Raw genomic sequence first — 25,567 nt, 5'->3', positions numbered from 1 at the left:
TCACGGGGTCGGGGCGGCCTGCTCCTTTCCCTGCGTCATGTTCTGCAGCAGGCGTTCGCGGATTTCCTTCTTGACCACCTTGCCGTAGCCCGAGCGGGGCAGGGCGTCCCAGAAGTGGAACTGGCGCGGCCAGCGGTAGCGCGCAGCGGCCCTCCAGGTGCGCCAGCAGCGCCTCGGCCGTGAGGTCTCCAGCGGTGGCATCGGCACCCTCCCGCGCGACCACCACGGCCACGCCGATCTCGCCCCAGGTGGCGTCGGGCATGCCGAGCACGGCGACCTCGGCCACGGCGGGATGGGTCAGCAGCGCCTCCTCGACTTCGCGCGGATAGACGTTGGAGCCGCCCGAGATGTACATGTCCGATTCCCGCCCCGTGATGTAGAGCAGGCCCCGCTCGTCCAGCCGCCCGAGATCGCCCGTGTGGAACCAGCCGCCCCGAAAGGCCTGGGCCGTGGCCTCGGGGTTGTCGTGGTAGCCCGCAAAGACGGCGGGGCCGCGGCAGCAGATCTCGCCGATGGCGCCCGTGGGAACGGGCTGCAACCGGTGGTCGAGGATGGCGACCTCCATGCCCGTGCGCGGGCGCCCGCAGGTTCCGATCAATGTGTCGGCGGTGCCGGTGCTGCCGTCGCTGTGCCCGTCGTCCAGTGCGTGCATGGAGGGCGTCAGCACGGTGATGCAGCCCGTCACCTCGCCCAGGCCGAAGTACTGCACCAGCACCGGGCCCAGCTTGTGCAATGCGCGCTGCTGGTCGGCGTGGTACATGGGCGCGCCCGCATAGACCACGTAGCGCAGCGATCCGTGGTCGAAGCGGTCCACCGCGGGGTCTTCCACCAGCAGCTTGACGATGGTGGGCACGGTGAAGAGATTGGTGACCCGGTGCCGCTGCACCAGCTCCCAGACCTCGGCAGGGTCCAGCCGATCGGCGGTGGGCAGCACTGTGGCCGCACCGCGCGCCACGTTGAGCAGGGCATGTATGCCTGCGCCGTGCGACAGCGGTGCCACGGCAATGGAGCAGTCGCGCTCGTCCGTGCCCGGGATAAGGTCGGCAAGGTGGTTGGTCACCACGAAGGCCATCTGTCCATGGGTGAGCATCGCGGCCTTGGGCCGGCCTGTGGTGCCGGAGGTGTAGAAGAACCACAGCGGCGTATCGGCATGCACATGGGCTGTAGATGCGGGAGCGCCTGCGTTGTCATGCAGCAATTGCTCGTAGTCCTGCTCGCCCTGGCTTTCGCGAGGCCGGCCGATGGTGATCACATGCCGCAGCCGTGGCGAGGCGGCGCGCACGGCGTCCACATGGCCGGCGAAGCCCTCTTCGGCCAGCATGGCGGTGGCGCCGCTGGCGTGGCCCAGCCAAGCCACTTCGGATGGTGTAAGCCGGAAGTTGACCGGCACCCAGACGGCGCCGAGCCGGAAGGCGGCCCAGCAGCTTTCAAACAGGGCAATGCCGTTGCGAGACTGCACCAGCAGGCGGTCACCGGCCTGCATGCCCAGCGCGCGCAGGCCTTGGACCAGCGCATTGACGCGCGCATCGATCTGCACCCAGGTCCAGCGGCGGTCGCCCTGGATCAGGCCGGGCCTGTCGGGAAACAGGGCGGCCGTCTGCGACAGCAGCAGCGACAGGTTGGCTGCCTGGGGCGCGGGGGCTGCAGCGATGTCCGCAGGTGCAAGCCTGTTCATGCGGCCTCCAGCACGCTCAGGTAGTTGGCCACGGCCGCACCACCCATGTTGAAGACGGCGCCCAGCCGGGGCGCGGGCAGTTGCATGGCCCCGGCCGAGCCTGACAGCTGCATGGCCGCCATCACATGCTGGGAAACGCCTGTCGCGCCTATGGGATGGCCGCGCGACTTGAGTCCTCCCGACGGGTTGACCGGCAGCCACCCGTCGCGGCATGTGCTGCCGTCGAGGATGGCGCGCGCGCCTTGGCCATGTGGCGCCAGGCCCATGGCCTCGTATTCCAGCAGTTCGGCCATGGTGAAGCAGTCATGTGTTTCCACGAAGCCCAGGTCGGCCAGCGTGGCGCCTGCGTCGGCCAGCCCGCGCTGCCACGCCAGGGCGGCGCCTTCGAAGCGCGTGGGGTCCCGCCGCGACAGGGGCAGGAGGTCGTTGACCTGGGTGCGCGAGCGCCAGCGCACGGGCGCCACGCTGGCATTGCCGCAGGCCTGGCGCGAGATGACCAGGGCGGCCGCGCCGTCGGAGACCAGCGAGCAGTCCGAGCGCTTGAGCGGGCCTGCGACGAAGGGGTTCCTGTCCGAGGCGTGGCGGCAGAAGTCCAGGCCCAGGTCACGCCGCATGTGGGCGAAGGGGTTGTGCACGCCGTTGGCATGGTTCTTGGCCGCGATGGCTGCCAGTGCATCGCTCTGGTCGCCGAAGCGTTCGAAATAGCGGGTGGCGATCTGCCCGAACAAGCCTGCGAAGCCCGCCGGTGTGGCAGCTTCCTCCTTCACGTAGGAGCAGCGCAGCAGGATCTCGGCAATTTTCTGCCCAGGCTGGGCGTTCATGATCTCGAAGCCCACCACCAGCGCGCAACGTATGCGGCCGGACTGCACGGCGTCGAGCGCAGCCCAGATGGCAGCTGAGCCGGTGGCGCAGGCGTTCTCGCTGCGCGTGGCGGGCACATGGCGCAGTTCAGGCACGGCCAGGGCCACCAGGCTGGCGCTGAAATCCTGTGGCAGAAGGCCGCCATTGAAGTGGCCGACGAAGATGCCGTCGATGTCCCGGGGCTCCAGGCCGGCGGTTTGCAGTGCCGGGTCGATGGCGTCACGCAGCAGTTGCTCGGCATCGGCTGCGGCATGCTTTCCGAAGGGCGTGTGGCCCCAGCCGATGATGCGGGGTGGGTTCATGGCGTGGCTCCTGTGGTGCGGGCGGTGTTCAGGACTGCGCGGACTGCACTGTTGCCGGTGCCTCGGCCAGCCGGCGGCGCAGCGTGGGCAGACCCACGCCTGCGGCATCGAAGCCGCCGTCGACGGCCAGCACCTGGCCGTTGATGAAGCTGGCCGTATCGCTGCAAAGAAAGCCCACGGCCTCTGCCATTTCCTGTGGTGTGCCGTAGCGGCCCAGCGGGATGGCGTCGTGGTAGTCGGAGCGTATGGCGACGCTGTGCACGAGCTTGGCCATCTCGGTCTCCACCGGCCCTGGCGCGATCACGTTGACGCGCACGCCCAGATTGCCCAGTTCCACCGCATGCTGGCGCGTCATGTGGATGAGGGCGGCCTTGCTCGTGCCATAGGCCACGCGCAGCGTGCTGGCCCGCAGGCCCGAGATGGAGGCGATGTTGACGATGGCTCCGCCGCTGCCGCCGTGGCCTTCGTTGCGAGCCATCCGGGCACCGAAGGCCTGCGTGCAGAGAAAGGCGCCGTCGAGGTTGGTGGCCATGACCGTGCGCCATTCCTCGAACGATGTCTCCAGCACGGGCTTGAAGACCGCCACGCCGGCGTTGTTGACCAGCGCATCCACGCGGCCCCAGCGCGCCATGACGGCGGTGGCGGCCTCGTCCACCCGCTGCGGGTCCGAGACATCGCAATGCTGGCACAGCAGCCGGGCCGGGCAGTCCATATCCTGCGCCGTGCGCTCCAGCGTTTCACTGTCGATGTCCAGCAGCGCTACGCGCCAGCCCCGCTGTAGAAACCATTCGCCGATGGACCGGCCTATGCCGCGCGCCCCTCCAGTGACCACGGCGACGCGTGCGGGGGATGGATGGGAATCTCGTTGGTTCATGGACAGGCTCCTGGATCCGGGGTCAAGGCAGAAGGGGTTTGGGGAAGCCACTCTTCGAGGGTCAGCTCGAAGGTGATGCAGACGGGGTTGGCTCCGGCCACGAAGGGGCCGCCATGCACCTGGCCGGTGGTGTCGGCGACCACGCCGCTCAGGCAGGCACGCAGCGAGCCGTCGTCCTGGCAGCGCACCTCGCCGGCGAGGCTGACCACCTCGATGGCCGGCCCGCGCAGCAACAGGCAACCGCCGTCGGCGCGCGCCAGGCAGGCATCGACCAGGCTGCCCAGGGCGCCGCGCACGAAGGCGTTGCGAAAGCCCTGCAGCGCGCAGAGCTTTTCCACGCTCAGCACCAGATCTTCGTTGGGGGCAATGCGTGCGTAGGCGACGCGGCCCATGCGGCCTGACTCGACCATGCGGGCCTCAGCCATGGCAGACCTGCGCGGCGGCCGGACGCATCAGGGACATGCGCGTTTCAGGGTCGTAGGCGATGCGCAGTCCGAACCCGTCCAGCGAGGTCGCCAGGGCGCTGACGGGCGCATTGACGATGCGGCAGCGCTGCGTGAGCACATGGCCGCCGAGCAGGTGGCCCTGTGCGCTGGAGAAGACGGCATGGCAGTGCACAGCCGGATGCCCTGTTTCGGCGCAGCCGAGCGTGGCATTGCCGAACAGCAGCCTGGCGGACTGCAGTGTCGCGGGCGGGCCGTAGGTGGCCACGACATGGCCGCTGCGATCGGGTGGCGCCACGCAGAAATCCAGGTCTTCGAGATCGCCTTCCAGCAAGGTCAGCGAGGCACTCTCGACGCTGGCCGATGACAGTGCGCTGACGATGGCGTCGAACAGCGTCAGCCCGGGCGCCAGGGCCAGCCGCATGTGGCGCGCAGCGGGCGCTTGCCGGTGATCCAGTCGCACGGCGCTGCAGGGGCCGGGATGTATGAGGGTGCGTGGCCTGGGCAGGCCCGCGAGGCGCTCTGGCATGTTTGTCTCCTGCTGCTGCTTTGTATTCAGCTTGTGTTGTCCTGGGCGCGGGATGGTGCGTACAGGCCTGCAGCGCAGTCTAGGGATCTGGTTCAATGCAAGGAAATTTGCAATTCATATGGATCGATTTGCGGAGGCTATGAATGGACATGCGACATCTGCGGTGCTTCGTGGCCGTGGTCGAGGAGATGCACTTCGGTCGTGCGGCCGAGCGCCTGCACCTGACCCAGCCCCCCGTGAGCCTGGCCATCAAGGAGCTGGAGGAGGAGCTGGGCGTGACGCTGCTGGAGCGCACGTCGCGGCGCATCGTGCTTACGAAAGCCGGGGAGGATGCGTTGCGCGACGCCCGTGCCGTGCTGGCCGCTGCCGACACCATGCGGCGCCGCGCACGCGAGACCTCGCAGGGGCTCATGGGCTCCATGTCCATCGGGTTCATCAGCCTGCCGGCCTACTCCTTCCTGCCGGAAACGCTGAGGCGCTTTGGCGAGGACTATCCGCAGGTCCGGCTATCGCTGCAGGAGGGCACGACCGACCAGATTGCACATGACATCGAGAGCGGGCGGCTGGATATCGGCCTGGTATTTCGCACGCCGGACCTGCCCGCGTCACTGGACTCTGTGCTGGTGCGCAGCGAGCCGCTGGTGGTGGCCTTGCCCGAGTCCCACCCGCTGGCCCGCAACCGGCGCATCGCGCTGGAGAAACTGGCCCAGGAGCGTTTCCTGGGCTTCGAGCGCCACCAGGGGCCGTTGATGTTCGATGCCATCGTCTCCACCTGCATGCGCCACGGCTTCAGCCCCCGGCTGTTCGCGGCGCGGCAGATGCACACCATCGTCAGCCTGGTCTCTGGCGGTTTGGGCGTGGCGCTGGTGCCCGCCTGTGTGCAGGCCCTGCACCGTGAAGGCGTGGTCTACCGGCCCTTGCTGGGGGAAAGGACGGCCGTGGAGACGGTCGCCGTCTGGCGGCGTGCCGATGATTCGCCGCTGGTGCGTGCGCTGCGGGGGTATCTGCCTGGATCTACAGCCACTCCTTCATCCACCCCAGCCCCTCGCTGGTAGCGTGCGCGGCCGCGCCGCGCGCGGGGCGATATTCGCAGCCTATCCAGCCGTCGTAGCCCAGCTGGTCCAGCAGGCGGAACAGGTAGGGGTAGTTGACCTCTCCCACATCGGGTTCGTGGCGTTCGGGCACGCCTGCGATCTGCAGGTGGCCCACGCGGCCCGTGGGCAGGTACTGGCGGATCTTCATGGCGAGGTCTCCCTCGACGATCTGGCAGTGGTAGAGGTCCATCTGGACCTGGACATTGGGCTCGGCAATGTCGGCCAGCAGCGCATGGGCCTGGTCCTGGCGGCTCAGGAAGAAGCCGGGCATGTCCCGGCCATTGATGGGCTCCAGCAGGATGGCGATGCCGTGGGGCGCGGCCAGCCGTGCGGCGTGGCGCACGTTGGCGATGTAGGTGGCGCGCAGGGCATCGTCGCTGGCGCCTTCCGGCTTGAGGCCGGCCATGACGTGGATGCGCGGGCAGCCCAGCGCGCGGGCATAGGCAATGGCGCGTTCCATGCCCTGGGCGAATTCCGCCTCGCGCCCGGGGATGCAGGCCAGGCCGCGCTCGCCCGCGTTCCAGTCGCCGGGCGGGGCGTTGAACAGTACCTGCCGCAGGCCGTGGTCCTGCAGGCGGCGGGCCAGTTGCTCGGGCGCGAAGTCGTACGGGAACAGGTATTCGACGGCCTGGAAGCCGTCGCGCGCGGCGGCCTCGAAGCGGTCAAGAAAATCCAGGTCGTTGTAGAGCATGGACAGGTTGGCGGCGAAACGGGGCATGAAGGCTTTCCTGAAAACGGAGGCTGAGTGTGGCATCAGGCGCGCTGCAACGCGGCGAAGGCCTTGGTGAAGAAGTCCGTGGTGCCGAAGTTGCCGGACTTGAGCGTGAGGTGCAACCCCTGCGGCGCCAGGGGCGAGGCGGCATGGCACCAGGGCACGCCAGGGTCGATCTGCGGCCCTATGCGCATTTGCTCGATGCCCAGCGCTTGCACGCAGGCGCCCGAGGTTTCTCCGCCGGCCACGACGAGCTGGCGCACGCCCATCTCGACCAGTCCCCGGGCGATGGCGGCGATGGTCTGTTCGACCAGTGCGCCGGCCTGCTCCACGCCCAGGCGGCCCTGCACGGCCTTGACGGCCGCGGATTCGGCGGTGGAGTAGATCAGCACCGGGCCGCTGGCGATGTGCTGGCGGGCCCAGGCCAGGGCCTTGCCGGCTTCGTCCTCGCCGGCGGCGATGCGCAGCGGCTCCAGCGCCAGGGCAGGGCGCCCCGAGGCGATGAAGTGCGCCACCTGTGCATTGGTGGCCACCGAGCAACTGCCCGAGACGACCGCCTGCAGGCCGGTGGCGGTTGGCAGGGCAGCGGCCTGGGCCGTGGGCTGTATGCCGAAGTTCGCGGGCAGGCCGATGGCCACGCCCGAGCCGGCCGTGACCAGGGGCATGCCGGCCAGCGCCGGGCCCAGGCGCAGCAGGTCGTCGTTGGAGACGGCATCGACCACGGCCATGCCCACGCCCTCGGCCTGGAGTGCGGCGATGCGCGCGCGGATGGCGGCTTCGCCCTGCGCGACGGCCACATGGTCGATCAGCCCCACCTTGCGCCGTGTCTGCGCCTGCAGCACGCGCACCAGGTTGGCATCGGTCATGGGCGTGAGAGGGTGGTTGCGCATGCCGCTTTCGCTGAGCAGCACATCGCCCACGAACAGGTGGCCCTTGAAGACGGTGCGCTGGTTGTCGGGGAAGGCCGGCGTGGCGATGGTGAAGCCACAGCCCAGCGCGTCCATCAGCGCATCGGTCACGGGGCCGATGTTGCCCTGCGGCGTGCTGTCGAAGGTGGAGCAGTACTTGAAGTAGATCTGCGGCGCGCGGCCATTGGCGCCCTGGGCCTGCAGCCATTGGAGGGCCTGCAGCGATTGCGCAATGGCGTCGGCCGGCGCGATGGTGCGCGATTTGAGCGCGACTACGACGGCGTCCACGCCCTCGTCCACCGGGCCGGCGGGCACGCCAATGCTTTGCACCACGCGCATGCCTGCGCGCACCAGGTTGTTCGCCAGATCGGTGGCGCCCGTGAAGTCGTCGGCTATGCAGCCCAGAAGAAGGGTCATGGGGATTCCGATGGAGCCTGGGGCAGGGTGATGCCCGGGAAGATCTTGATGACGGCGCTGTCGTCCTCGCGGCCATGGCCGGCGGTGGATGCCTGCATGAACATCTGGTGGGCTGTGGAGGCCAGGGGCAGCGGGAATTTGCTGTGGCGCGCGGTGTCCAGCACCAGGCCCAGGTCCTTGACGAAGATGTCCACGGCCGACAGCGGGGTGTAGTCGCCGGCCAGCACGTGGGCCATGCGGTTCTCGAACATCCAGCTGTTGCCGGCGCTGTGGGTGATGACCTCATAGAGCGCGGCGGCATCGACGCCTTCGCGCAGGCCCAGGGCCATGGCCTCGGCCGCTGCGGCAATGTGCACGCCGGCCAGCAGCTGGTTGATGATCTTGACCTTGCTGCCCGCGCCCGCGCTGTCGCCCAGGCGGTAGACCTTGGCGGCCATGGCGTCGAGCACGCCTTCGCAGGCGGCATAGGCCTCGGGGCGGCCTGCCGTCATCATGGTCATCTGCCCGGACGCTGCCTTGGCCGCGCCGCCCGAGATGGGCGCGTCGATGTAGTGCACGCCCTGCGCCTGCAGCCTGGCCTCCAGCGCCATGGACCAGTTGGGGTCCACGGTGGAGCACATGACGAAGACGGAGCCGGGCTGCAGCGCGGGGGCGATGCCGCCTTCGCCGAACAGCACGGCCTCGGTCTGCTGGGCATTGACGACCACGCTGACGATGATGCGGCAAGCGGCGGCCATGTCGGCCAGCGTGGCGCAGGCCGTGCCACCTTCGGCAGCGAAGGCGGCTGCGGCCTCGGGGCGGATGTCGTGGACATGCACGTGGTGGCCGGCGCGGCGCAGGCTTTGCGCCATGCCGGCGCCCATGGCGCCCAGGCCGATCACGCCGACGGCGCGGGGTATGGCGGTGTTGTGGTTCATGGTTGGCGTGGGGGTGTCAGGTCATCGGCGATGTAGGCGCGCACGATGGCCGCAAAGTTCTCGTCGCCGCGCAGGCCCAACCGGTCGGCGCGCGTGGTATCCCAGCGGCCGGGCCAGCTGCCGACGATGCGCTCGACCTTGTCGTCGGGCTGCCAGCTCACGCGGTTGGCTACTTCGTCGCCAGCCACTTCACGCAGCGCGCGCACCATGTCGCCCGCGCTGACGGACACGCCGGGCAGGTTGATGGGCCGGCGGTCGGCGACGGCACTGGCATCGAGTTCGCAGCCTGCGACCAGGGCCTCGACGGCGCGGCGCGGGGACAGCAGCCACAGGCGCGTGGTGGCACCCACGGGGCAGTTGGCCGCCTCGCCGTTGAGGGGCTCGCGGATGATGCCGCTGGCAAACGACGAGGCGGCCGCATTGGGCCGGCCCGGGCGCACGCTGATCGTGGGCAGGCGCAGCACGCGGCCGTCGACAAAGCCGCGCCGCGTGTAGTCGGCCAGCAGCAGCTCGGCAATGGCTTTTTGCGTGCCGTAGGAGGACTGCGGGTTCAGGGCCGTGCCGTCCAGCACGATGTCGGGCAGGTCGCCCCCGTAGACGGCCACCGAGCTGGTGAAGACCACGCGCGGCATGTGGCCCACGGCGCGGCAGGCCTCCAGCAGGGCGCGCGAGGCATCGAGGTTGATGCGCATGCCCAGGTCGAAGTCGGCCTCGGCCTGGCCGCTGACCACGGCGGCCAGATGGAAGATCACGGCCGTGTCCTGGCCTATGGCGCCGCGCAGCACCTGCGGGTCGGCAATGTCGCCCACCAGGGAGCGCACGCGCGTGTCGTCAATGGCCTGGGTGGCCACCACGTCGAGCAGGTCGATCTGGTGGATGGGCCAGCGGGTGCCGGCCAGCGTCAGCGCACCCTGTTCGAGCAGCTTGCGGGCCAGGCGCTGGCCCAGGAATCCGGCGCCGCCGGTGATCAGTACTTTCATGTGTCTTGGGGCTTGGAGCTTGAAGGATGGGAAGAAGGGCCGGTCAGCGGTTGACCATCTTTGCGGGGGTGAGCCAGACCGCGATGGCGCCCACCACGAGCACCCCCGCCAGCACGAACATGCCGGCCTGCGTGGACTGGGTCAGGTCCTTGAGGTAGCCGATCATGTAAGGGCTGGCGAAGCCCGCGAGGTTGCCGACCGAGTTGACGATGGCAATGCCCGCCGCCGCTGCCGTGCCCGACAGAAAGGCCGTGGGCAGCGACCAGAACAGCGGCGCGCAGGTCAGCACGCCGGCTGCGGCCAGCGACAGGAAGATCAGGGAAAGAACGGTGTTGTCGGCGAAGAAGGCCGTCATCGCAAAGCCCACGGCGCCCATCAGCGCGGGAACGATCAGGTGCCAGCGGCGCTCGCGGCGCCTGTCGGCGCTGTGGCCCATGAGGTTCATCACCACGATGGCGCACAGGAAGGGGATGGCACTGAGCAGGCCGATGTTCAGCGCGCCCGTGACGCCCGTGGACTTGATCAGCGTGGGCATCCAGAAGGTCAGCCCGTACTGGCCGGCGACGAAGGCGAAGTAGATCAGGCACATCCACCAGACGCGGCGGTCGGCGAAAACGGCCTTGAGCGAATGCTTCTGGGCACCTGAGTGCTGCTGGTCCAGCTCGATCTCGCGCGCCAGCAGCTGCTTTTCGGAGGCCGTCAGCCACTTGGCGCTGGAGATGCCGTTGTCCAGATAGAAGATGGTCACCACGCCGATCACCAGGGCGGGAATCGCCTCGATCAGGAACATCCACTGCCAGCCGTGCAGGCCATGGTCGCCGTGGAAGGCCTGCATGATCCAGCCCGACAACGGGTTGCCGAAGATGCCTGCCACGGGGATGGCCGACATGAACAGCGCCACGATCTTGGCGCGCCGGTGGGCCGGGTACCAGTAGGTCAGGTACAGGATCACGCCGGGGTAGAAGCCCGCCTCGGCCAGGCCCAGCAGAAAGCGCAGGATGTAGAAGCCCGTGGGCGTTTCCACATACATGAACATGGCCGACAGAATGCCCCAGGTGATCATGATGCGTGCGATCCAGACGCGCGCGCCCAGGCGATGCATGAGCAGGTTGCTGGGCACCTCGAAGAGGAAGTAGCCGATGAAGAACACGCCTGCGCCCAGGCCGAACACGGTCTCGCTGAAGCCCAGGTCCTGGGACATCTGCAGCTTGGCAAAGCCCACGTTCACGCGGTCCAGGTAGGCGATCACATAGCACAGCATCAGGAACGGCACGAGGCGCCAGAACACCTTGGCGTAGGCGCGTGCCGTCTCCGGAGAGTCGGCCTGGGCAGGGTGGGCCCCGGCCTGGCCGGATGCGATATCCGTTGTCGTCATTTCAAGTCTCCCTTGGGTTCGCCGCTTGATTCGCCGCTTGGTGCGCCGCCTGGCGGCTGCGCGGCTGTGGATGGGCTGGGTGGTGGAATGCGGCCGTGGGCGCCGCTGTGCAAATCAGTAGCGCGCCCCGAAGGTGGTGCGCAGCTCGTCGATGGCGGCCGCGTCCAGGGGCTGCGGCCGGGGATGGGTCATGAGCCAGAGCCTTGCGGTCTCCTCCAGCTCTTCCAGCACATGGCTGGCCTGCTCCACCGAGCGCTCCCAGACCACGGGGCCCAGGCGCTCGAACAGGGCGCCGCGCACCTGGCCGGCCAGCGCGGCCACCTCGGCGGCGGCCTGCGGGTCGCCGGGCCGGCGGTAGCGGATCAGCGGGATGCGGCCCACCTTCATGACCTGGTAGGGGGTGATGGGCGGCAGCACCTCGTCCTCGCGCCAGACGCCGGACAGCGTCAGCGCCACGAGATGGGTGGAATGCGTGTGGATGACGGCACACGCCTCGCCGTCATTGCCGTAGATGCCCCGATGCAGGACCAGGGTCTTGGAAGGCTTGGCGCCGCTGACCCAATGCCCGCCGGCATCGACCTTGGACAGCTCTGCCGGGTCGAGCCGGCCCAGGCAGGCGTCGGTGGGGGTGATCAGCCAGCCGTCATGCAGGCGCGCGCTGATGTTGCCGGCAGCGCCGACGGTGTAGCCCCGCTGGTAGAGGCTGGCGCCGGTGGCGCAGATCTGCTCGCGGATGCGGGATTCGTCGCTCATGGGTGAACGCCCAGGCAAAGGCCGGGTGTGCGGGGTGCAAAAAGAGATGTGACTGATATTGTCATCAGGTCATCATACAAATTTTGCGCAAAAACCCAAACAAGGTGAAAACCCTTGGCCATGCGCCAAGGGGTGGTTTCGGAGGTTCAGGGCTTGGCGGCCAGGATGTCGCGGGCCAGGCGTTCGCCGTCCTGCTCCCAGAAGCTGGCGTCGGCGCGGTGGATGCGGTCTATGGCGTTGCCCATGTGCGTGGCGGCGGCCTTGCGCGCGGCCTTGGGGTCGCCGGCCTCGATGGCCAGCACGATGCTGTGGTGCTCGCGTTCCACGGCCTTGCCGAAGTCCTCGCGCCGCGCCTCGTTGGCGCGCGTGATGCGCATGGCGCCGCGCAGGAACTGCGACAGGTAGTCCAGCGTGCTGATCAGGAACGGGTTGCCCGAGGCCTGGGCAATGGCGCGGTGAAACGCCATGTCTTCCTCCACGCCGTCACGGCCCAGCCGCACGGCCTCGGCCAGGGCGCTCTCCGCATCGTGGATGCGCTGCATATCCTCTTCGCTGCGCCGCCGCGCCGCGAGTTCGGCCACCTCGGTCTCCAGTGCGCGGCGCACCTCGGTGATCTGGATCAGCGCATTCCTGCCAGCCGCCGGCAGGCCTTCGAAGTCCAGTGGCTCTATGCCTGCCGCCTTCACGAACACGCCGCTGCCCTGGCGCGATTCCACCAAGTTGCGCGACTTGAGCTGGGACACCGCCTCGCGCACCACGGTGCGGCTGACCTCGAGCTGCTGCACGAGCTCGGCCTCGGTCGGCAGCTTCTGCCCCGGCTGCAGATTGCCGGCGCGGATGCGCGCCTCCAACTGCCGGGCAACCTGGTCCGCAAGCTTGAGACCGGGCTGAATGGCCGAGAAGGAAACCGTCATGGAGGGGGTGGGGGGCTGGGGAGACACGTGTGGCAGCGATTGTCTCAGAACGGTGCGGCCTGTACGGCCTGCTGCGGCAATCGACGCCCCGACCATCCATGGCGGCAGGAAAGAGACCGATGGTTCTGCCGGAGTTGCGCGGCGCGCCATACTTGCGCCTTTGCAATCCGCCTGCCACGCCCGCCCCGGGCCAAGGCCGCTTCGCCATGTCAACGCCCACCCCGCATTCCGCTGCACCCACAGAACACTCGCACGATGGCGCCATTGCCGCTATGGCCGTTATTCCCGCCATCGCCTCGCTGGCCGATGCCGCCTTCACCCAGAGCGTGCAGCACGCCATAGACCACAAGACCAAGCCGCTGGGCGCGCTGGGGCGGCTGGAGCAGCTGGCGCTGCGCATTGCCTGCATCCTGGGTCAGGACAGGCCGGTGCTGCAGCAGCCGCAGATGCTGGTGTTTGCGGCCGACCATGGGCTGGCTGCGCGCGGCGTGTCGGCCTATCCGGTGGATGTGACCTGGCAGATGGTCGAGAACTTCATGGCCGGCGGCGCCGCCGTCAGCGTGCTGGCACGCCAGCATGGGCTGGCGCTGAACGTGGTGGACTGCGGCGTGGCACGCGACTTTCCCGCGAGCGAGCAGGACCCCGACGACAAGCTTCCCCAGCCCGGCCAGCCGCGCCTGTGGCGCCGCAAGCTGGGCTACGGCACGCGCGACTGCAGCCAGGGCCCGGCCATGACGGCCACCGAATGCGCCATGGCCCTGCGCAACGGCGCGGCCCTGGTGCGCCAGTTGCCGGGCAATGCGCTGCTGCTGGGCGAGATGGGCATTGGCAATACCTCCAGCGCATCCTTGCTGCTGGCGCGGCTGTGCGGCGAACCGCTGGCCGAGGTCACGGGTGCGGGCACGGGCCTGGATGCGGCCGGGCTGGCGCGCAAGATCGGTGTGCTGCAGGAGGTGCTACAGCTGCACGCCCAGGCCACGGAACCGCTGGACGCGCTGGCGGCCATGGGCGGCTTCGAGGTTGCCACCATGGTGGGCGCCGTGCTGCAGGCCGCTGCCGAGCGGCGCGTCATCGTGGTCGATGGCTTCATCACCACGGCCGCCGTGCTGGTGGCCAGCCGCCTGCAGCCGGCCGTGCTGGAGCGCTGCGTTTTCTCGCACCGCTCGGGCGAGCCCGGCCATGTGCGCATGCTGGCCCACCTGGGTGCCGAGCCGCTTCTGGACTGGCAACTGCGCCTGGGCGAAGGCTCGGGCGCGGCCCTGGCCTGGCCGCTGCTGGTGTCGGCCTGCGCCATGCTGGGCGAGATGGCCAGCTTTGCGCAGGCCGGGGTGAGCACGCGCTCGGAGGAGGCATAGCCGCTGGAGCCGCGCCGCGGCTAGCGCGGTAACGCAGCTGCCGCCAGCTTGCCCAGCCGCCTGACCAGCGCGCCGAAGCGCGCGGCATCGGTGTTGCCATAGCCGATCACCAGGCCGTTGTCCTGGGGCAGCGGTGCCAGGGCGAAGGACGAGAGGGCGCCCGGGTTCATGCCGGCGCGCCGCGCCTGCTCCACGATGGCACTGTCGGACAGGTCCGGCGGCAGCCGCACGGTCAGATGCAGGCCGCCGTGGCCGCCCAGCACCTCATGCTCCACGCCCAGTTGCGTGGCCAGCGCCTCGCGCAGGGCCGCCTGGCGCTCGCGGTACAGGCGCCGCATGCGGCCCAGGTGGCGCGAGAACTGGCCGCTTTCCATGAAGTCCGCCATGGCCAGCTGCTCCAGGCGGTGGCCGCCGCGCAGCATCTCCTGCACGGCGGATGCCGCGCTGGTGGCCAGGGCCTGCGGCAGCACCACAAAGCCCAGGCGCAGTGCCGGGAACATGGTCTTGCTGAAGGTGCCCACGTAGAGCACGGGCGCATCCGGCACCTGGCCCTGCATGGCGGCGATGGGCGTGCCCTGGTGGCGGAATTCGCTGTCGTAGTCGTCCTCGATGATCCAGGCCCCCGCGCGGCGCGCGCGCTCCAGCAGGTCCAGCCGGCGCGCCACCGACAGCACGGCGCCCGTGGGATATTGGTGCGACGGCGTGATCTGGATCAGCCGTAGAGGATGGCTGTCCCACAGGCCGGGGGCAATGGCTGCGCCATCCGCATCCACGCGCAGTGTGCTGACGCACAGGTCTCCCCCCGCAAAGGCCGACTTGGCGCCCCGGTAGCCGGGCTCCTCCAGCCAGGCATGGTCGCCCGGGTTGGTGAGCAGTTGCACGCACAGGTCCAGCGCGCCCTGGGCGCCTTCGGTGACGATGATGCGCGAGGCATCGCAGCGCACGCCGCGCGAGATGCGCAGGTGCTGCGCAATGGCCTGGCGCAGTGCGGGCTCGCCCGCAGGATCGCCATAGTCCAGCGTGGCGCTGGCGGGAAGGCGCAATGCGCGGTCCTGCGAACGGCGCCAGGCGGGCAGGGGGAACCTGTCCAGCGCGGGCGTGCCCGGCGTCAGGGGCAGGCTGCGGTCAATGGCATGACGCGTGGGCACGATGCGGTCCAGGCGCCGTGCCGTGCGGGGTACGCAGGGGGGCGCGGCGGCGGCCTCGGCGGCTGCCGCGGAATGGGTGGACACAGCCGCCACGCGCGTGCCCTGCCGGTCGGCGACCACATAGCCTTCGGCCGCCAGTTGCTCGTAGGCGATGAGCACGGTGTTGCGCGAGACTCCCAGATCCTCCGCCAGCGAGCGCGAGGCCGGCAGGCGGTCACCGGCCGGCAGCCGGCCAGCCAGGATGGCCTGCTTCAGGCGCTGGATCAGCTGGCGCTGGCGGGGAGCCGCTCCAGGGCCGGATTGCAAGGGACTGGTCAGCAGGTCGGGGGCGTGCATGCGATGGACAGCGTGGCACCATGAAATAAGGAAGATATGGCGCTTTCAATGATGCCACGCGGGCGCTATCGTGGCCCTGCCAAATGACCTGACCAGGAATCTCCGATGCCCCCCGCACTCAACGCCCACTCCCAACCCGTAGGCCACGACCTTCCCAACTGGACCCCGCGCCAGCGCCCGCCGCGCACGCCCATGCAAGGCCGCTACTGCCGGCTGGAGCCGCTGTCCGCCGCGCGCCATGCAGCCGATCTGTTCGATGCCTTCAGCCAGGCGCCGGACGCCAGCGACTGGACATACATGTCGGTAGGCCCCTTCGCGGATGCCCAGGCCTATCTGCGCTTTGCCGAGGCCGCCCAGGCCAGCGATGACCCGCTGCACCACGCCGTCATCGACCTGGCCACGGGCCGTGCCATCGGCTCGCTGGCGCTGATGCGCGTGGACACGGCCAGCGGCGTGATGGAAGTGGGCTTTGTCTGCTACTCGCGCCAGCTCAAGCGCACGCGTGCGGCCACCGAGGCGCAGTTCCTGCTGATGCAGCGCGCCTTCGACGAGCTGGGCTACCGCCGCTACGAGTGGAAGTGCGACAGCCTAAATGCGCCGTCGCGTGCCGCAGCGGCGCGCCTGGGCTTCCGGTTCGAGGGGGTGTTCCGCCAGGCCGTGGTCTACAAGGGCCGCAGCCGCGACACGGCCTGGTTCTCCATCATCGACAGCGAATGGCCGGCGCTGCGCGCGGCCTACCAGCGCTGGCTGGAGCCGGGCAACTTCGATGCGGGCGGCGGGCAGGTCCTTTCGCTGTCCAGCCTGATGGAGCCGGGAGCGCAGCCGGCTCAGGAGCCTGCCGGCGTGGCGTAGTAGGCCTGCAGCACCTCGATCAGGGCCTGCGCATGGCGCGGCAGCCGGCCCTGATCGCGCACGAGGATGCGGCGCTCGCGCACGCTCCAGGCGTCGGTCAGATCGATCAGCGCCAGCCCCATGCTTTCGCGGTTGCGCCGCGCGGCGCTCTCGGGAACGATGCCTATGCCCACGCCGGCGCCGATCATGCGGCACATGGCGTCGAAGCTGGACAGCTGTATGCGCAGCTTCATGGGCTTGCCCAGGCGCTCGGTCACACCCGCCAGAAAGGTCTGCAGCGTGCTGCCCTGCTGCATGCCGATGGCGTCCTCGTCCAGCGTCTCGGCAAACGCAATGCGCTTGCGCCGCGCAAAGCGGTGGCCGCGCGGCGTGGCCAGCACCAGCCGGTCGGTGCTGAAGTGGATGGTCTGCAGGCCCAGCGTGTCCACCTGGCCGGCCACGATGCCCAGGTCGGCCCGGCCGTCGAGCACGCCGCGCGCGATCTCGGCGTTGGGCCGCTCCTGCAGGTCCACGTTCACGCGCGGGTGGTCGGCAAGAAAGGCCGGCAGTATCTCGGGCAGGAAATCGGTCACGGCCGTGGTGTTGGCAAACACCCGCACATGGCCGCGCAGGCCGGCGCCGTACTCCTGCAGGTCGTGGCGCAACTGCTCGGACTGCAGCAGCATGCCGCGCGCATGGTGCAGGAAGGCTTCGCCGGCCGGCGTGGGCCGCACGCCGCGCGCCTCGCGGTACAGCAGGGGCATGCCCGCCTGCTCCTCCAGCGCCTTGATACGCAGGCTGGCTGCGGCCAGGGACAGGTGCTGCCTTTGCGAGGCGCGCGTGAGGCTGCCCAGTTCGGCGGCATGCACGAACAGGCGCAGGTCCGTCAGGTCGAAGTGCATGAGGGGCATGAAGGGCGAAGAGGGCATGGGCGGGGTCAAGGCTTTGTCAATTCCGAAGGCCGGGTCAGGAAATGCGCGATTGTGCGCTGGCCCGGCACGGGCAACCATGCGGGCTTGCGACAAGAACAAATGGAGACATGACCATGCCGGATTCTTCCTTTCCCCTGCCGTCGAGCCTTTTGCGCCGCCGAAGCCTGCTGGCCGCTGCACTCGCCTTGCCCCTGCTGGGCCGTGCCCAGGCCTGGCCCGCGCGGCCCATCGTGATGATCGTCCCGCAGGCGCCGGGCGGCACCAATGACATCGTGGGCCGGCTGGTCAGCCAGAAGCTGGCCGAGGTGCTGGGCGCCAGCGTGGTGGTCGAGAACCGGCCCGGTGCGGGCGGCAACATCGGCACACAGGCCGTGGCCAAGGCGCCGCGCGACGGGCATACCCTGCTGATGACCATCAGCAGCAGCCAGGCCATCAACCCCGCGCTGTACCGCAAACCGGGCTTCGATCCGGTGAAGGACTTCCGGCCCATCGGCCTGATCGGCTCCGTGCCCAATGTGCTGCTGGCCCATCCCGGCTTTGCGGCCAAATCCGTGCCCGAGCTGATCTCCATGGCCCGGGGCCGGCCCGACGAGTTCCGCTATGCCTCGGCCGGCAACGGCACGCTCAACCATCTGCTGGGCGAGATGCTCAACAGCATGGCGGGCATCCAGCTGCAGCATGTGCCCTACAAGGGCGTGGCGCCCGCGCTCAACGATGTGCTGGGCGGGCAGGTACCGCTGCTGTTCGGCAGCCTGCCGTCAACGCTGCCCCATATCCAGGCCGGCCGGCTGCGCGCGCTGGCCGTGAGCGGCGCGGCGCGATCGCCGCTGCTGCCTGATGTACCCACCATTGGCGAAACGGTGCCCGGCTACAACGGCACGCTGTGGGTAGGGCTGTTTGCTCCTGAAGGCGTGCCCGCGCCGGTGCTGGCGCAGTTGCAGGACGGCATGGCCCGCGCGCTGGCGGCCGGCGATCTGCGCGGCAAGCTCGAAGCCTCGGGCGTGGAGCTGGCCGGCCCGGCCGACAAGCCCGTGTCACCGGACCGGATGGCGGCCCTGCTGCGCGAGGACATCGCCAAGTGGGCGCGCATTGTGAAGGACTCCGGCGCCTCGCTGGACTGAGCCCCGGCCCCTTCAGCCCTGCGGCTCCATGGCCAGCGCGAACAGCTCGCTGCGAAAGTGGATGCCCAGCCGTGCAAAGGCGCGGTTACGGTAGGTCTTGACGGTGGGCAGGCTCAGGCACAGGTCGCAGGCAATGCCCTCATGCGTCATGCCCTGCAGCAGCCGGGCGCAGACATCGAGTTCGCGCGGCGTCAGGCCGGGCTGTGCCTGCAGCAGGCGCATGCGCAGGGCGGGCAATGTCTGGCGCTGTCTGGGCTGGGGGGCTGGGGACGCCGATGCCGCAGCCACGGCGGGCTGCGCCTGCGTCAGCGCGATGTGCTTGTGCGCCAGGGCCAGCAGCACGGGGGCCATGCTCCCGAAGCGGTCGATCTGCGCATCGCCCAGTGCCCTCTGGTGCTGGTGGCGATAGAAATTGACGGCAAACACACCGCCGTCGTCCTGGTGCTCGACGATGGATACGCGCTCGGCCATGCCGTGCGCGTCGTAGACCAGGGCGCGGTGCTCGCCTTCCACCTCCTGGGCCGTGATGTGGCACAGCGCCGTGCTGCGTGCCGGCGCTGTGCCGCCGTGCTTCCACGTGCTGTCGCGCAGATGGGGGCCTGAGAGATAGGCGCGCCAGCACTCGCGCGTGGTGTCGCGCGCCTCGCTGCTGGCCGACAGGAACAGCTGCGGCCGGCTGCGCTGCCCCGTGCGGTAGACCGACCAGGAGGCGACAGGCAGCAGCGCGTTCATGGCCTGCAGCACCTGCAGGGCGAAGCCCGGCCCACCCAGGCTGGACACCATCTGGCCCAGCGCATGGCTGGACGCCTGGCCGGGCAAGGCGCTGGCGTCAAGGGCGGGGGAGGGGCAGGTCCAGTGTCTCAAGGGGGAAGGCAGGGGCGGGCAGGGCGCTGTCATCTTCCGGGATGACGGCCTGCACGGGCAATGGTGCTTATGCTAGGTCCCGATCCCATTCACCGGAGCCCCAGAACCATGCCAGATGACGTGCCGCAGCTTGCGGCCTTGCCCGATCCGCGCTTTCGCTTCTTCGCCGACCTGAGCGTGCAGGTGGGCCCGCCGCAGGAGGTCGGTGCCACGGCGCACGGCGGGCGCCGGCTGATCCCCATCCTGGGCGGCACGGCCCGGGGCGACGGCTGGAGCGCGCGCGTGCTGCCCGGAGGCGCGGACTTCCAGCGCATCGTGCACGGCGGGCTGGCCGAACTCGACGCGCGCTATGTGCTGGAGACCGATGCCGGCGACCTGATCTATGTCTGCAACCAAGCACTGCGCAGCGGCGACCCGGCGCTCATGGCAAAGCTGGCGCGCGGCGAGCCCGTGGACCCCGCGCACATCTATTTCCGCTGCGCGCCCCGCATGGAGACGGCCAGCCGGGCGCTGGCCTGGATCAACGAGCGCCTGTTCTTCGGCACCGGCGCGCGCCATCCCGACCGCGTGCAGATGCGCTTTCACGAGCTGCTCTGAGGGGGCCTTCCCCGCTTCGATACCTACAACACAGGAGACACAACACATGAACAACCCTGCATCCAAGGCGCGCCGCGCCGCCGTGGCCTGCACTCTTGCCGCCGTGCTGGCCACCGGCCTGGCTCCCTGGGCCGCGGCCAGCGCCCAGCCTGCTTTTCCGAGCAAGCCCGTGCGCCTGCTCGTCGGCTTTCCTGCGGGAACGGGGCCGGACATCGTGGCGCGCCTGCTCGCGCAGAAACTCTCCGAGCAATGGGGCAACCTGGGCGTGGTCGTGGACAACAAGCCGGGCGCTGGCGGCCTCATCGCCGCCAGCGAGGCGGCACGCGCCGTGCCTGACGGCTACACGCTGATGCTGGGCGAGACCGGCCAGCTCAGCATTGCGCCCAACACCTACCAGCGCCTGCCCTACGACCCGCAAAAGGACTTTGTGCCCGTCAGCCAGGTCGTCACCTCCGACTTCGTGCTGCTGGTCAATCCGCAGAAAGTGCCGGCCCGCAACGTGCCCGATTTCGTGGCCTGGGCGCGCCAGCGCAAGGAGCTGTTCATCGCCACCTTCGGTGCCGGCACGCCAGGCCACTTCGGCGCCTTCATGTTCGGCAATGCCGTGCAGCTCAGGCCCGAGCCCGTGCACTACAAGAACACCAACGATGCCCTGGGCGGCCTGTTCAGCGGCGACGTGCAGGCCGTCTTCGCCACGGCGGCCCTGGCCGCGCCCCAGGTCAAGGCCGGCAAGCTCACGGCCCTGGGCAGCACGGGCGCCACGCGCACCCCGTCCATGCCCGAGCTGCCCACCATCGGTGAGCAGGGCTATCCGTCGCTGGAGTTCAATTCCTGGTTCGGCGTGGTCGCGCCCGCCAAGACACCGCCCGAGATCGTGGCCAGGCTGCAGGCCGACATCGTGCGCGCCCTGCAGCAGCCCGACAGCCGCAGCCGGCTGGAAGAGGCCGGTTTCCGCGTGACGGGCACCACGGGCGACGAACTCGCCCGCATCATGCGCGCCGACACGGTCACCTGGGGCAAGGCCGTGGCGGCCACGGGCTTCAAGGCCGATTGAAGCTCAGCGCTTGCCCGCAGCCGGCGCAGGCGTCTTGGGCGAGTAGTCGCAGTACGGCGCCACCACGCACTCCCAGCAGCGTGGCTTGCGGGCCTGGCAGACGTAGCGGCCCAGCAGGATGAGCCAGTGGTGCGAGTCCACGGCATAGGCCGGCGGCACGCGCTTCATGAGCTGCATTTCCACCGCCAGCGGCGTCTTGCCCGGCGCCAGGCCCGTGCGGTTGCCCACGCGGAAGATGTGCGTGTCCACGGCCATGGTGGGCTGGCCAAAGGCCACGTTGAGCACCACGTTGGCGGTCTTGCGGCCCACGCCGGGCAGGGCTTCCAGTTCCTCGCGCGTGCGCGGCACCTGGCCGCCGTGGCGCTCGACCAGGATCTGGCAGGTCTGCATCAGGTGTTTGGCCTTGCTGCGGTACAGGCCGATGGTCTTGATGTAGCCCTCCAGCCCTTCAAGTCCCAGGTCCAGGATGGCCTGGGGCGTATTGGCCACGGGAAACAGCTTGCGCGTGGCCTTGTTGACGCCCACGTCCGTGGCCTGGGCCGAGAGCAGCACGGCAGACAGCAGCTCGAAGACGTTGGTGTATTCCAGCTCGGTCTGGGGCGAGGGGTTGGCGGCCTTGAGTGTGGCGAAGAAGGGTTCGATGCTGGTGGTTTTCATTGTGGGAAGCGCGTGTCCATCGATGTGGCGAGCATTGTCGTGCAAGTGTGATTTCTAGGACTGTTCTGGTTTTTGATGTCTGCGAGGGCCAGATCGTCTGGTTATGCCGTTGCGGCGTTGACGTGCTGGGGCCGCATGGCAATAGTGGGCCGGATCGATTCCGCCGACACCACACATACAGACAACACGCCACCAGGAGGGGGCGACCGCATGGCCACTCGCAAGATATCCGTTTCTCCCGCGATCGCGGCGGCGCAGACCCTGCTGGGTGATGTCCGCGACCTGATCGAGGCCGCGCGGCTTCGGGTGGCTTCCACCATCAACAGCGAAATGACCCTGCTGTACTGGCATATCGGCCAGCACATCCATGACTGCGAATCCGAGGTGCGGCAGGCCGGCTGCAGCGACAAGGTCCTGCCCTCCCTGGCCGGGCATCTGGTCCAGGGCTATGGCGGCAGTTTCTCGGAAAAGAACCTGTGGCGCATGGTGCAGTTCTCCACCACCTTTCCTGATGAGCCCCTGGTCATCTCGCCCACGCGGCAGTTGAGCTGGGCGCATTTCATCGCGCTGATTCCGCTCAAGGACGCCCTGCAGCGCGAGTACTACGCCAGCATGGCGAGCATTGAGCGCTGGAGCGCCCGCACGCTGCGCAGCCGCATCGATTCCCGGCTGTACGAGCGCACCGTGCTGTCCTTCGATACGGACACGCTGGTCGCGCAGGAGCCCACGCAGCGAGCCACCGAGCGCATGTCGCCAGCGCTGTTCATGCGAGACCCCTACATCCTCGACTTCCTGGGGCTGCACGATGCCTGGCAGGAGGGCGACCTGCAGGCGGCCGTCATCCGCGAGATGGAAGCCTTTTTCCTGAAGTCGGGCATGGGCTTCAGCCTGGTGGCGCGGCAAAGGCACATGCAGATGGATGACCAGGATTTCCAGCTTGACCTGCTGTTCTACCACCGCAGGCTGCGGCGGCTGGTGGCGGTGGAGCTGAAGGTGGGCGAATTCGCGGCCGAGGACAAGGATCGGATGGAGCACTACCTGCGCTGGCTGGATCGGCATGAGCATGAGCCGGGCGAGGATGCGCCGCTGGGCATCATGCTGTGCTCGGGCAACAGCTCGGAGCAGATCGAACTGCTGGAGCTGGGCCGCGGCGGCGTCCAGATGGCCGAGTATCTGCCCGGCCTGCCTGCTCGCCATGTGCTGGCCCAGCGGCTGCGGGAGGCCACGCGCCGGGCGCAGTGGCACTGGGCACAGTGCCACCTGGAAGTCGGGCAGGGCTGAGCACGGGCGCCGGCCTGCAGTCCATCCCTTCCGTCTTTCTCTGCTTCTTCTACTTCGTCTTCTTACCCGGGAGGCAGCAGCTCCCGCAGATGCTCCACGAAGGCCCGCACTCCCTTGGACAGCGTGCGGCCTGCCAGCGTCTGCAGCTCGATGGCGCGTGCATTCATGCCGCGTTCGCGTATGGGCACCGCATGCAGTTCGCCACGGCGCACACGCTCGCGCATGGTGACCTCACCACCCAATGACAGGCCGCCGCCATGCAGCACGAAGTGCACCAGGGTCTCGAACTGGCCGCTGACCAGGGCAGGCTCGAACACCAGGCGCCGGTGGCTGCAGGCAATGTCGAACAGCTGGCGCGCGGTGTTGGCGTCCTCGGGCAGGGCAATGGCATGGGGATGCATCTGGGCCAGGGTGATGCTGGCATGCCGGGCCAGTGCGTGGTCGGGCCGCATGATGGCGACCACGGGCGAGACCTGGCGGTGCCAGACCTCGATATCGCGTGCCGCCGCACGGCTGTAGGTCAGGCCGACATCGGCCTCGCCGCCCAGCACGGCCTGGGTCACGGCGGCAGGCGCTTCCACGCGCAGGTGGAACTGCATGCCCGGGTACTGTTCACGAAACAGCGCCATGGCGCGCGGCAGGAATTCGATGGCAAAGCCGCCCGAGCTGCACACGCGCACCACGCCCCGGCGCAGGCCCTGCAGGGCCTCGATGTCCGAGACCACGCGGTCGGCCTCCAGCGCACCGCGGCGCGCGTGGGCGGCCAGCAGCTCGCCTGCCGGGCTGGGCGCCATGCCGCGCGGGCGGCGCTCGAACAGCGGCACGCCCAGCATCTCTTCCAGACCGGCGACCTGGCGGCTCACGGCCGAGGGCGAGACGTTGAGCCGCGCGGCGGCATCGCTGACCGAGCCGCTGCGCACCACTTCGAGAAAGTAGCGCAGGGCCGTGTCCTGAAGGCGGTTGGAAAGCATGTGGCTCCCATTTATGGTTTGCGGAAAACGCAACGATAAGCCGAGAAAATGGCGATTGTCGAAATATTTGCGCCTGCTTATGCTGACTTCGTTCTGTCACAAAAACGAGGAAATCCATGGAGTCAAGCACAAGCGCCGCTGCGCTGCAGCCGGGTCTGGCCACCGGGGGCGGTGCCGTGGTGGAGATGTCGGCCGTCGCGCTGTCCAAGGCCATCCACGGCCGCGAGCTGTCCTGCGTGGAGGTGCTGGATGCCTATTGCGCGCAGATCGACCGCCTCAACCCCGTGGTCAACGCGCTGGTATCTCCGCTGGACCGGGACTGGCTGCGCGGCCGCTCCCGCGAGCTGGATACGCTGCTGGCGCGCGGCCAGAGCCTGGGGCCGCTGCACGGCTTTCCCCAGGCACCCAAGGACATCATGCCGGCGGCCGGCATGGTGACGACCAAGGGATCGCCGATCTTCGCGAACCAGCTGTCGCAGGCCGATTGCGTGGTGTTCGAGCGCATGCGCGCAGGCGGTGCGCTCTTCGTGGCACGCAGCAATTCGCCCGAGTTCGGCCTGGGCGGGCATACCTACAACCCGGTCTACGGGACCACGCGCAATGCCTTCGATCCTTCGCGATCGGCAGGCGGCAGCAGCGGCGGGGCGGGCGTGGCCGTGGCGCTGCGCATGCTGCCCGTGGCCGATGGCTCGGACATGATGGGCTCGCTGCGCACGCCGGCCGCCTTCAACCATGTCTACGGACTGCGCACCTCGGTGGGCTGCGTGCCGCATGGCCCTTCGGAGGAGGTGTTCTTCCAGCAGTTCAGCGTGGCCGGCCCCATGGCGCGGGACATTCCCGACCTGGCCCTGCTGCTGTCCGTGCAGGCAGGCTTTGATGCACGCCTGCCGCTGACCCGCCGCAGCGAGCCGCCCAAAGACTGGACCGCGCAGCTGCAGCGCGACTGCAAGGGCCTGCGCATCGGCTGGCTGGGGGACCTGGGCGGGCACCTGCCCACCGAGCCCGGCCTGCTGGAGACCTGCCGCGCGGCGCTGCAGCATTTCAATACCATCGGCTGCACGGTGGAAGAGGCCGTGCCGGCCTTCGACTTCGAGCGCCTGTGGCGCGCCTGGATCGACCTGCGCAGCTTCAGCGTGGCCGGGGTCAACGCCGCCTTGTACCGCGACCCGGTCACGCATGCCTTGCTCAAGCCCGAGGCCCTCTGGGAAATCGAGCGCGGCCTGGCGCTGCCGGCCATGGCCGTCTATGACGCGGCGCGCGTGCGCTCGGCCTGGTATGAAACATTGCGCCGCCTGTTCGACAGCTACGACTTTCTGGTGCTGCCCTCCGCCCAGGTCTTTCCCTTCGACGCAGCGCTGGACTGGCCTCACGCCGTGGACGGCCGCGAGATGGACACCTACCACCGCTGGATGCAGACCGTGGTGCCTGCCACCATGGCCGGCCTTCCGGCCCTGGCCGCGCCTGCGGGCTTCGGGCCGCAGGGCTTGCCTGCCGGGCTGCAGATCATCGGCCCGGCGCAGGCCGACCTGGCCGTGCTGCAGATCGGCCATGCCTATGACCAGGCCGGCGGCTTCTCGCGCGTGCGCAGCCCGCTGCTCGACTGAAGACTGACGACTGAATTGCCGCATTGAGCTGTTCCCAGGTTCCCGTTCCCTCGTTCCCCAGG

Annotated in this window: 24 protein-coding genes and 1 pseudogene; 8 read left to right on the top strand and 17 right to left on the bottom strand. The window is 69.1% G+C overall.

Going from position 1 to position 25,567, the window contains the following annotated elements; all coding sequences use genetic code 11:
* The 5 genes and pseudogenes from ACF8ME_RS00560 to ACF8ME_RS00540 form a co-directional block, all read right to left on the bottom strand.
* Window positions 1–1,675: pseudogene (locus tag ACF8ME_RS00560) on the bottom strand (acyl-CoA synthetase).
* Window positions 1,672–2,838, bottom strand: coding sequence for an acetyl-CoA acetyltransferase (locus ACF8ME_RS00555; RefSeq protein WP_392414888.1), 1,167 nt, complete (start codon window positions 2,836–2,838; stop codon window positions 1,672–1,674). The pseudogene ACF8ME_RS00560 and the gene ACF8ME_RS00555 overlap by 4 nt, the downstream one beginning before the upstream one ends.
* A 28-nt stretch (window positions 2,839–2,866) precedes the next feature.
* Entirely contained in the window at window positions 2,867–3,712 is an 846-nt protein-coding gene (locus ACF8ME_RS00550) for an SDR family NAD(P)-dependent oxidoreductase (RefSeq protein WP_016453057.1), read from the bottom strand.
* Window positions 3,709–4,137 carry a PPC domain-containing DNA-binding protein gene (locus ACF8ME_RS00545; protein ID WP_017406556.1) on the bottom strand — a complete coding sequence of 143 codons (429 nt, stop codon included), beginning with the start codon at window positions 4,135–4,137 and terminating at the stop codon, window positions 3,709–3,711. The genes ACF8ME_RS00550 and ACF8ME_RS00545 overlap by 4 nt, the downstream gene beginning before the upstream one ends.
* A complete protein-coding gene (locus ACF8ME_RS00540) occupies window positions 4,130–4,684 on the bottom strand; it encodes a PCC domain-containing protein (RefSeq protein ID WP_392414886.1) in 555 nt (184 codons plus the stop codon). The genes ACF8ME_RS00545 and ACF8ME_RS00540 overlap by 8 nt, the downstream gene beginning before the upstream one ends.
* Before the next feature lie 143 nt (window positions 4,685–4,827).
* On the opposite strand from ACF8ME_RS00540, the gene ACF8ME_RS00535 reads away from it, so the two are divergent.
* Window positions 4,828–5,739: a LysR family transcriptional regulator gene (locus ACF8ME_RS00535; protein ID WP_047327144.1), complete on the top strand. Its 912-nt coding sequence runs from the start codon at window positions 4,828–4,830 to the stop codon at window positions 5,737–5,739.
* Here the strand turns inward: ACF8ME_RS00535 and otnI are convergent.
* The 7 genes from otnI to ACF8ME_RS00500 all read right to left on the bottom strand — a co-directional run bounded on the left by otnI (window position 5,699) and on the right by ACF8ME_RS00500 (window position 12,754).
* Window positions 5,699–6,496, bottom strand: a complete 798-nt coding sequence (gene otnI, locus ACF8ME_RS00530; RefSeq protein ID WP_392414884.1) for a 2-oxo-tetronate isomerase — start codon at window positions 6,494–6,496, stop codon at window positions 5,699–5,701. The two genes, ACF8ME_RS00535 and otnI, sit on opposite strands and share 41 nt — an antisense overlap.
* A 35-nt stretch (window positions 6,497–6,531) precedes the next feature.
* A complete protein-coding gene (gene otnK, locus ACF8ME_RS00525) occupies window positions 6,532–7,815 on the bottom strand; it encodes a 3-oxo-tetronate kinase (protein WP_392414882.1) in 1,284 nt (427 codons plus the stop codon).
* Window positions 7,812–8,732: an L-threonate dehydrogenase gene (gene ltnD, locus ACF8ME_RS00520; protein ID WP_392414880.1), complete on the bottom strand. Its 921-nt coding sequence runs from the start codon at window positions 8,730–8,732 to the stop codon at window positions 7,812–7,814. Before ltnD ends, otnK begins: the two co-directional genes overlap by 4 nt.
* Window positions 8,729–9,712 (bottom strand): D-erythronate dehydrogenase, encoded by a 984-nt coding sequence (denD, locus tag ACF8ME_RS00515; protein WP_392414878.1) that lies wholly within the window; start codon window positions 9,710–9,712, stop codon window positions 8,729–8,731. Before denD ends, ltnD begins: the two co-directional genes overlap by 4 nt.
* Before the next feature lie 43 nt (window positions 9,713–9,755).
* Window positions 9,756–11,087: an MFS transporter gene (locus tag ACF8ME_RS00510; RefSeq protein WP_272206313.1), complete on the bottom strand. Its 1,332-nt coding sequence runs from the start codon at window positions 11,085–11,087 to the stop codon at window positions 9,756–9,758.
* A 114-nt stretch (window positions 11,088–11,201) separates the two neighbouring features.
* A complete protein-coding gene (locus tag ACF8ME_RS00505; RefSeq protein WP_016445233.1) occupies window positions 11,202–11,840 on the bottom strand; it encodes an aldolase in 639 nt (212 codons plus the stop codon).
* 146 nt (window positions 11,841–11,986) lie between these two features.
* Window positions 11,987–12,754 (bottom strand): FadR/GntR family transcriptional regulator, encoded by a 768-nt coding sequence (locus ACF8ME_RS00500; RefSeq protein ID WP_016445234.1) that lies wholly within the window; start codon window positions 12,752–12,754, stop codon window positions 11,987–11,989.
* Between the two features lie 272 nt (window positions 12,755–13,026).
* Between ACF8ME_RS00500 and cobT the strand changes: the two genes are divergently transcribed.
* Window positions 13,027–14,109, top strand: a complete 1,083-nt coding sequence (gene cobT, locus ACF8ME_RS00495; protein ID WP_392414942.1) for a nicotinate-nucleotide--dimethylbenzimidazole phosphoribosyltransferase — start codon at window positions 13,027–13,029, stop codon at window positions 14,107–14,109.
* A gap of 20 nt (window positions 14,110–14,129) precedes the next feature.
* Here cobT and ACF8ME_RS00490 read toward each other — a convergent pair whose 3' ends face one another.
* Window positions 14,130–15,593, bottom strand: coding sequence for a PLP-dependent aminotransferase family protein (locus ACF8ME_RS00490; protein ID WP_392414876.1), 1,464 nt, complete (start codon window positions 15,591–15,593; stop codon window positions 14,130–14,132).
* A gap of 105 nt (window positions 15,594–15,698) precedes the next feature.
* Here ACF8ME_RS00490 and ACF8ME_RS00485 point away from each other — a divergent pair, with 105 nt between their 5' ends.
* Window positions 15,699–16,445, top strand: coding sequence for a GNAT family N-acetyltransferase (locus tag ACF8ME_RS00485; RefSeq protein ID WP_046239419.1), 747 nt, complete (start codon window positions 15,699–15,701; stop codon window positions 16,443–16,445).
* On the opposite strand, the gene ACF8ME_RS00480 is transcribed toward ACF8ME_RS00485, so the two are convergent.
* Window positions 16,421–17,326, bottom strand: coding sequence for a LysR family transcriptional regulator (locus ACF8ME_RS00480; protein ID WP_197065189.1), 906 nt, complete (start codon window positions 17,324–17,326; stop codon window positions 16,421–16,423). The genes ACF8ME_RS00485 and ACF8ME_RS00480 overlap by 25 nt on opposite strands.
* 143 nt (window positions 17,327–17,469) lie before the next feature.
* Here ACF8ME_RS00480 and ACF8ME_RS00475 point away from each other — a divergent pair, with 143 nt between their 5' ends.
* Window positions 17,470–18,477 (top strand): tripartite tricarboxylate transporter substrate binding protein, encoded by a 1,008-nt coding sequence (locus tag ACF8ME_RS00475; protein WP_046988005.1) that lies wholly within the window; start codon window positions 17,470–17,472, stop codon window positions 18,475–18,477.
* Window positions 18,478–18,489: 12 nt separating this feature from the next.
* On the opposite strand, the gene ACF8ME_RS00470 is transcribed toward ACF8ME_RS00475, so the two are convergent.
* Window positions 18,490–19,260: a LuxR C-terminal-related transcriptional regulator gene (locus tag ACF8ME_RS00470; protein WP_392414940.1), complete on the bottom strand. Its 771-nt coding sequence runs from the start codon at window positions 19,258–19,260 to the stop codon at window positions 18,490–18,492.
* A gap of 189 nt (window positions 19,261–19,449) precedes the next feature.
* Here ACF8ME_RS00470 and ACF8ME_RS00465 point away from each other — a divergent pair, with 189 nt between their 5' ends.
* Both ACF8ME_RS00465 and ACF8ME_RS00460 read left to right on the top strand, forming a co-directional pair.
* A complete protein-coding gene (locus tag ACF8ME_RS00465) occupies window positions 19,450–19,938 on the top strand; it encodes a DUF3237 domain-containing protein (RefSeq protein ID WP_043819387.1) in 489 nt (162 codons plus the stop codon).
* Between the two features lie 46 nt (window positions 19,939–19,984).
* Complete coding sequence (locus ACF8ME_RS00460; RefSeq protein ID WP_392414873.1) at window positions 19,985–20,992, top strand: Bug family tripartite tricarboxylate transporter substrate binding protein; 1,008 nt, start codon at window positions 19,985–19,987, stop codon at window positions 20,990–20,992.
* A gap of 3 nt (window positions 20,993–20,995) precedes the next feature.
* Here the strand turns inward: ACF8ME_RS00460 and nth are convergent, their stop codons facing one another.
* Window positions 20,996–21,649: an endonuclease III gene (gene nth, locus ACF8ME_RS00455; protein WP_016445245.1), complete on the bottom strand. Its 654-nt coding sequence runs from the start codon at window positions 21,647–21,649 to the stop codon at window positions 20,996–20,998.
* A 210-nt stretch (window positions 21,650–21,859) separates the two neighbouring features.
* Between nth and ACF8ME_RS00450 the strand changes: the two genes are divergently transcribed.
* Entirely contained in the window at window positions 21,860–22,930 is a 1,071-nt protein-coding gene (locus ACF8ME_RS00450; RefSeq protein WP_074922995.1) for a YhcG family protein, read from the top strand.
* Window positions 22,931–22,992: 62 nt separating this feature from the next.
* Here ACF8ME_RS00450 and ACF8ME_RS00445 read toward each other — a convergent pair whose 3' ends face one another.
* On the bottom strand, window positions 22,993–23,901 hold the full coding sequence (locus ACF8ME_RS00445) for a LysR family transcriptional regulator (RefSeq protein WP_016445247.1): 909 nt from the start codon (window positions 23,899–23,901) through the stop codon (window positions 22,993–22,995).
* A 116-nt stretch (window positions 23,902–24,017) separates the two neighbouring features.
* Between ACF8ME_RS00445 and ACF8ME_RS00440 the strand changes: the two genes are divergently transcribed.
* On the top strand, window positions 24,018–25,505 hold the full coding sequence (locus tag ACF8ME_RS00440) for an amidase (protein WP_392414872.1): 1,488 nt from the start codon (window positions 24,018–24,020) through the stop codon (window positions 25,503–25,505).
* The last annotated feature ends 62 nt before the right edge of the window (window positions 25,506–25,567 follow it).

Origin of the sequence: Delftia sp. WSY_7 (genome assembly GCF_043104845.1) — a bacterium.
Taxonomy (GTDB): Bacteria; Pseudomonadota; Gammaproteobacteria; order Burkholderiales; family Burkholderiaceae_C; genus Comamonas; species Comamonas tsuruhatensis.
Note: the sequence above shows the minus strand (reverse complement) of the source record. Positions and strands in the feature narration are given on the sequence as shown.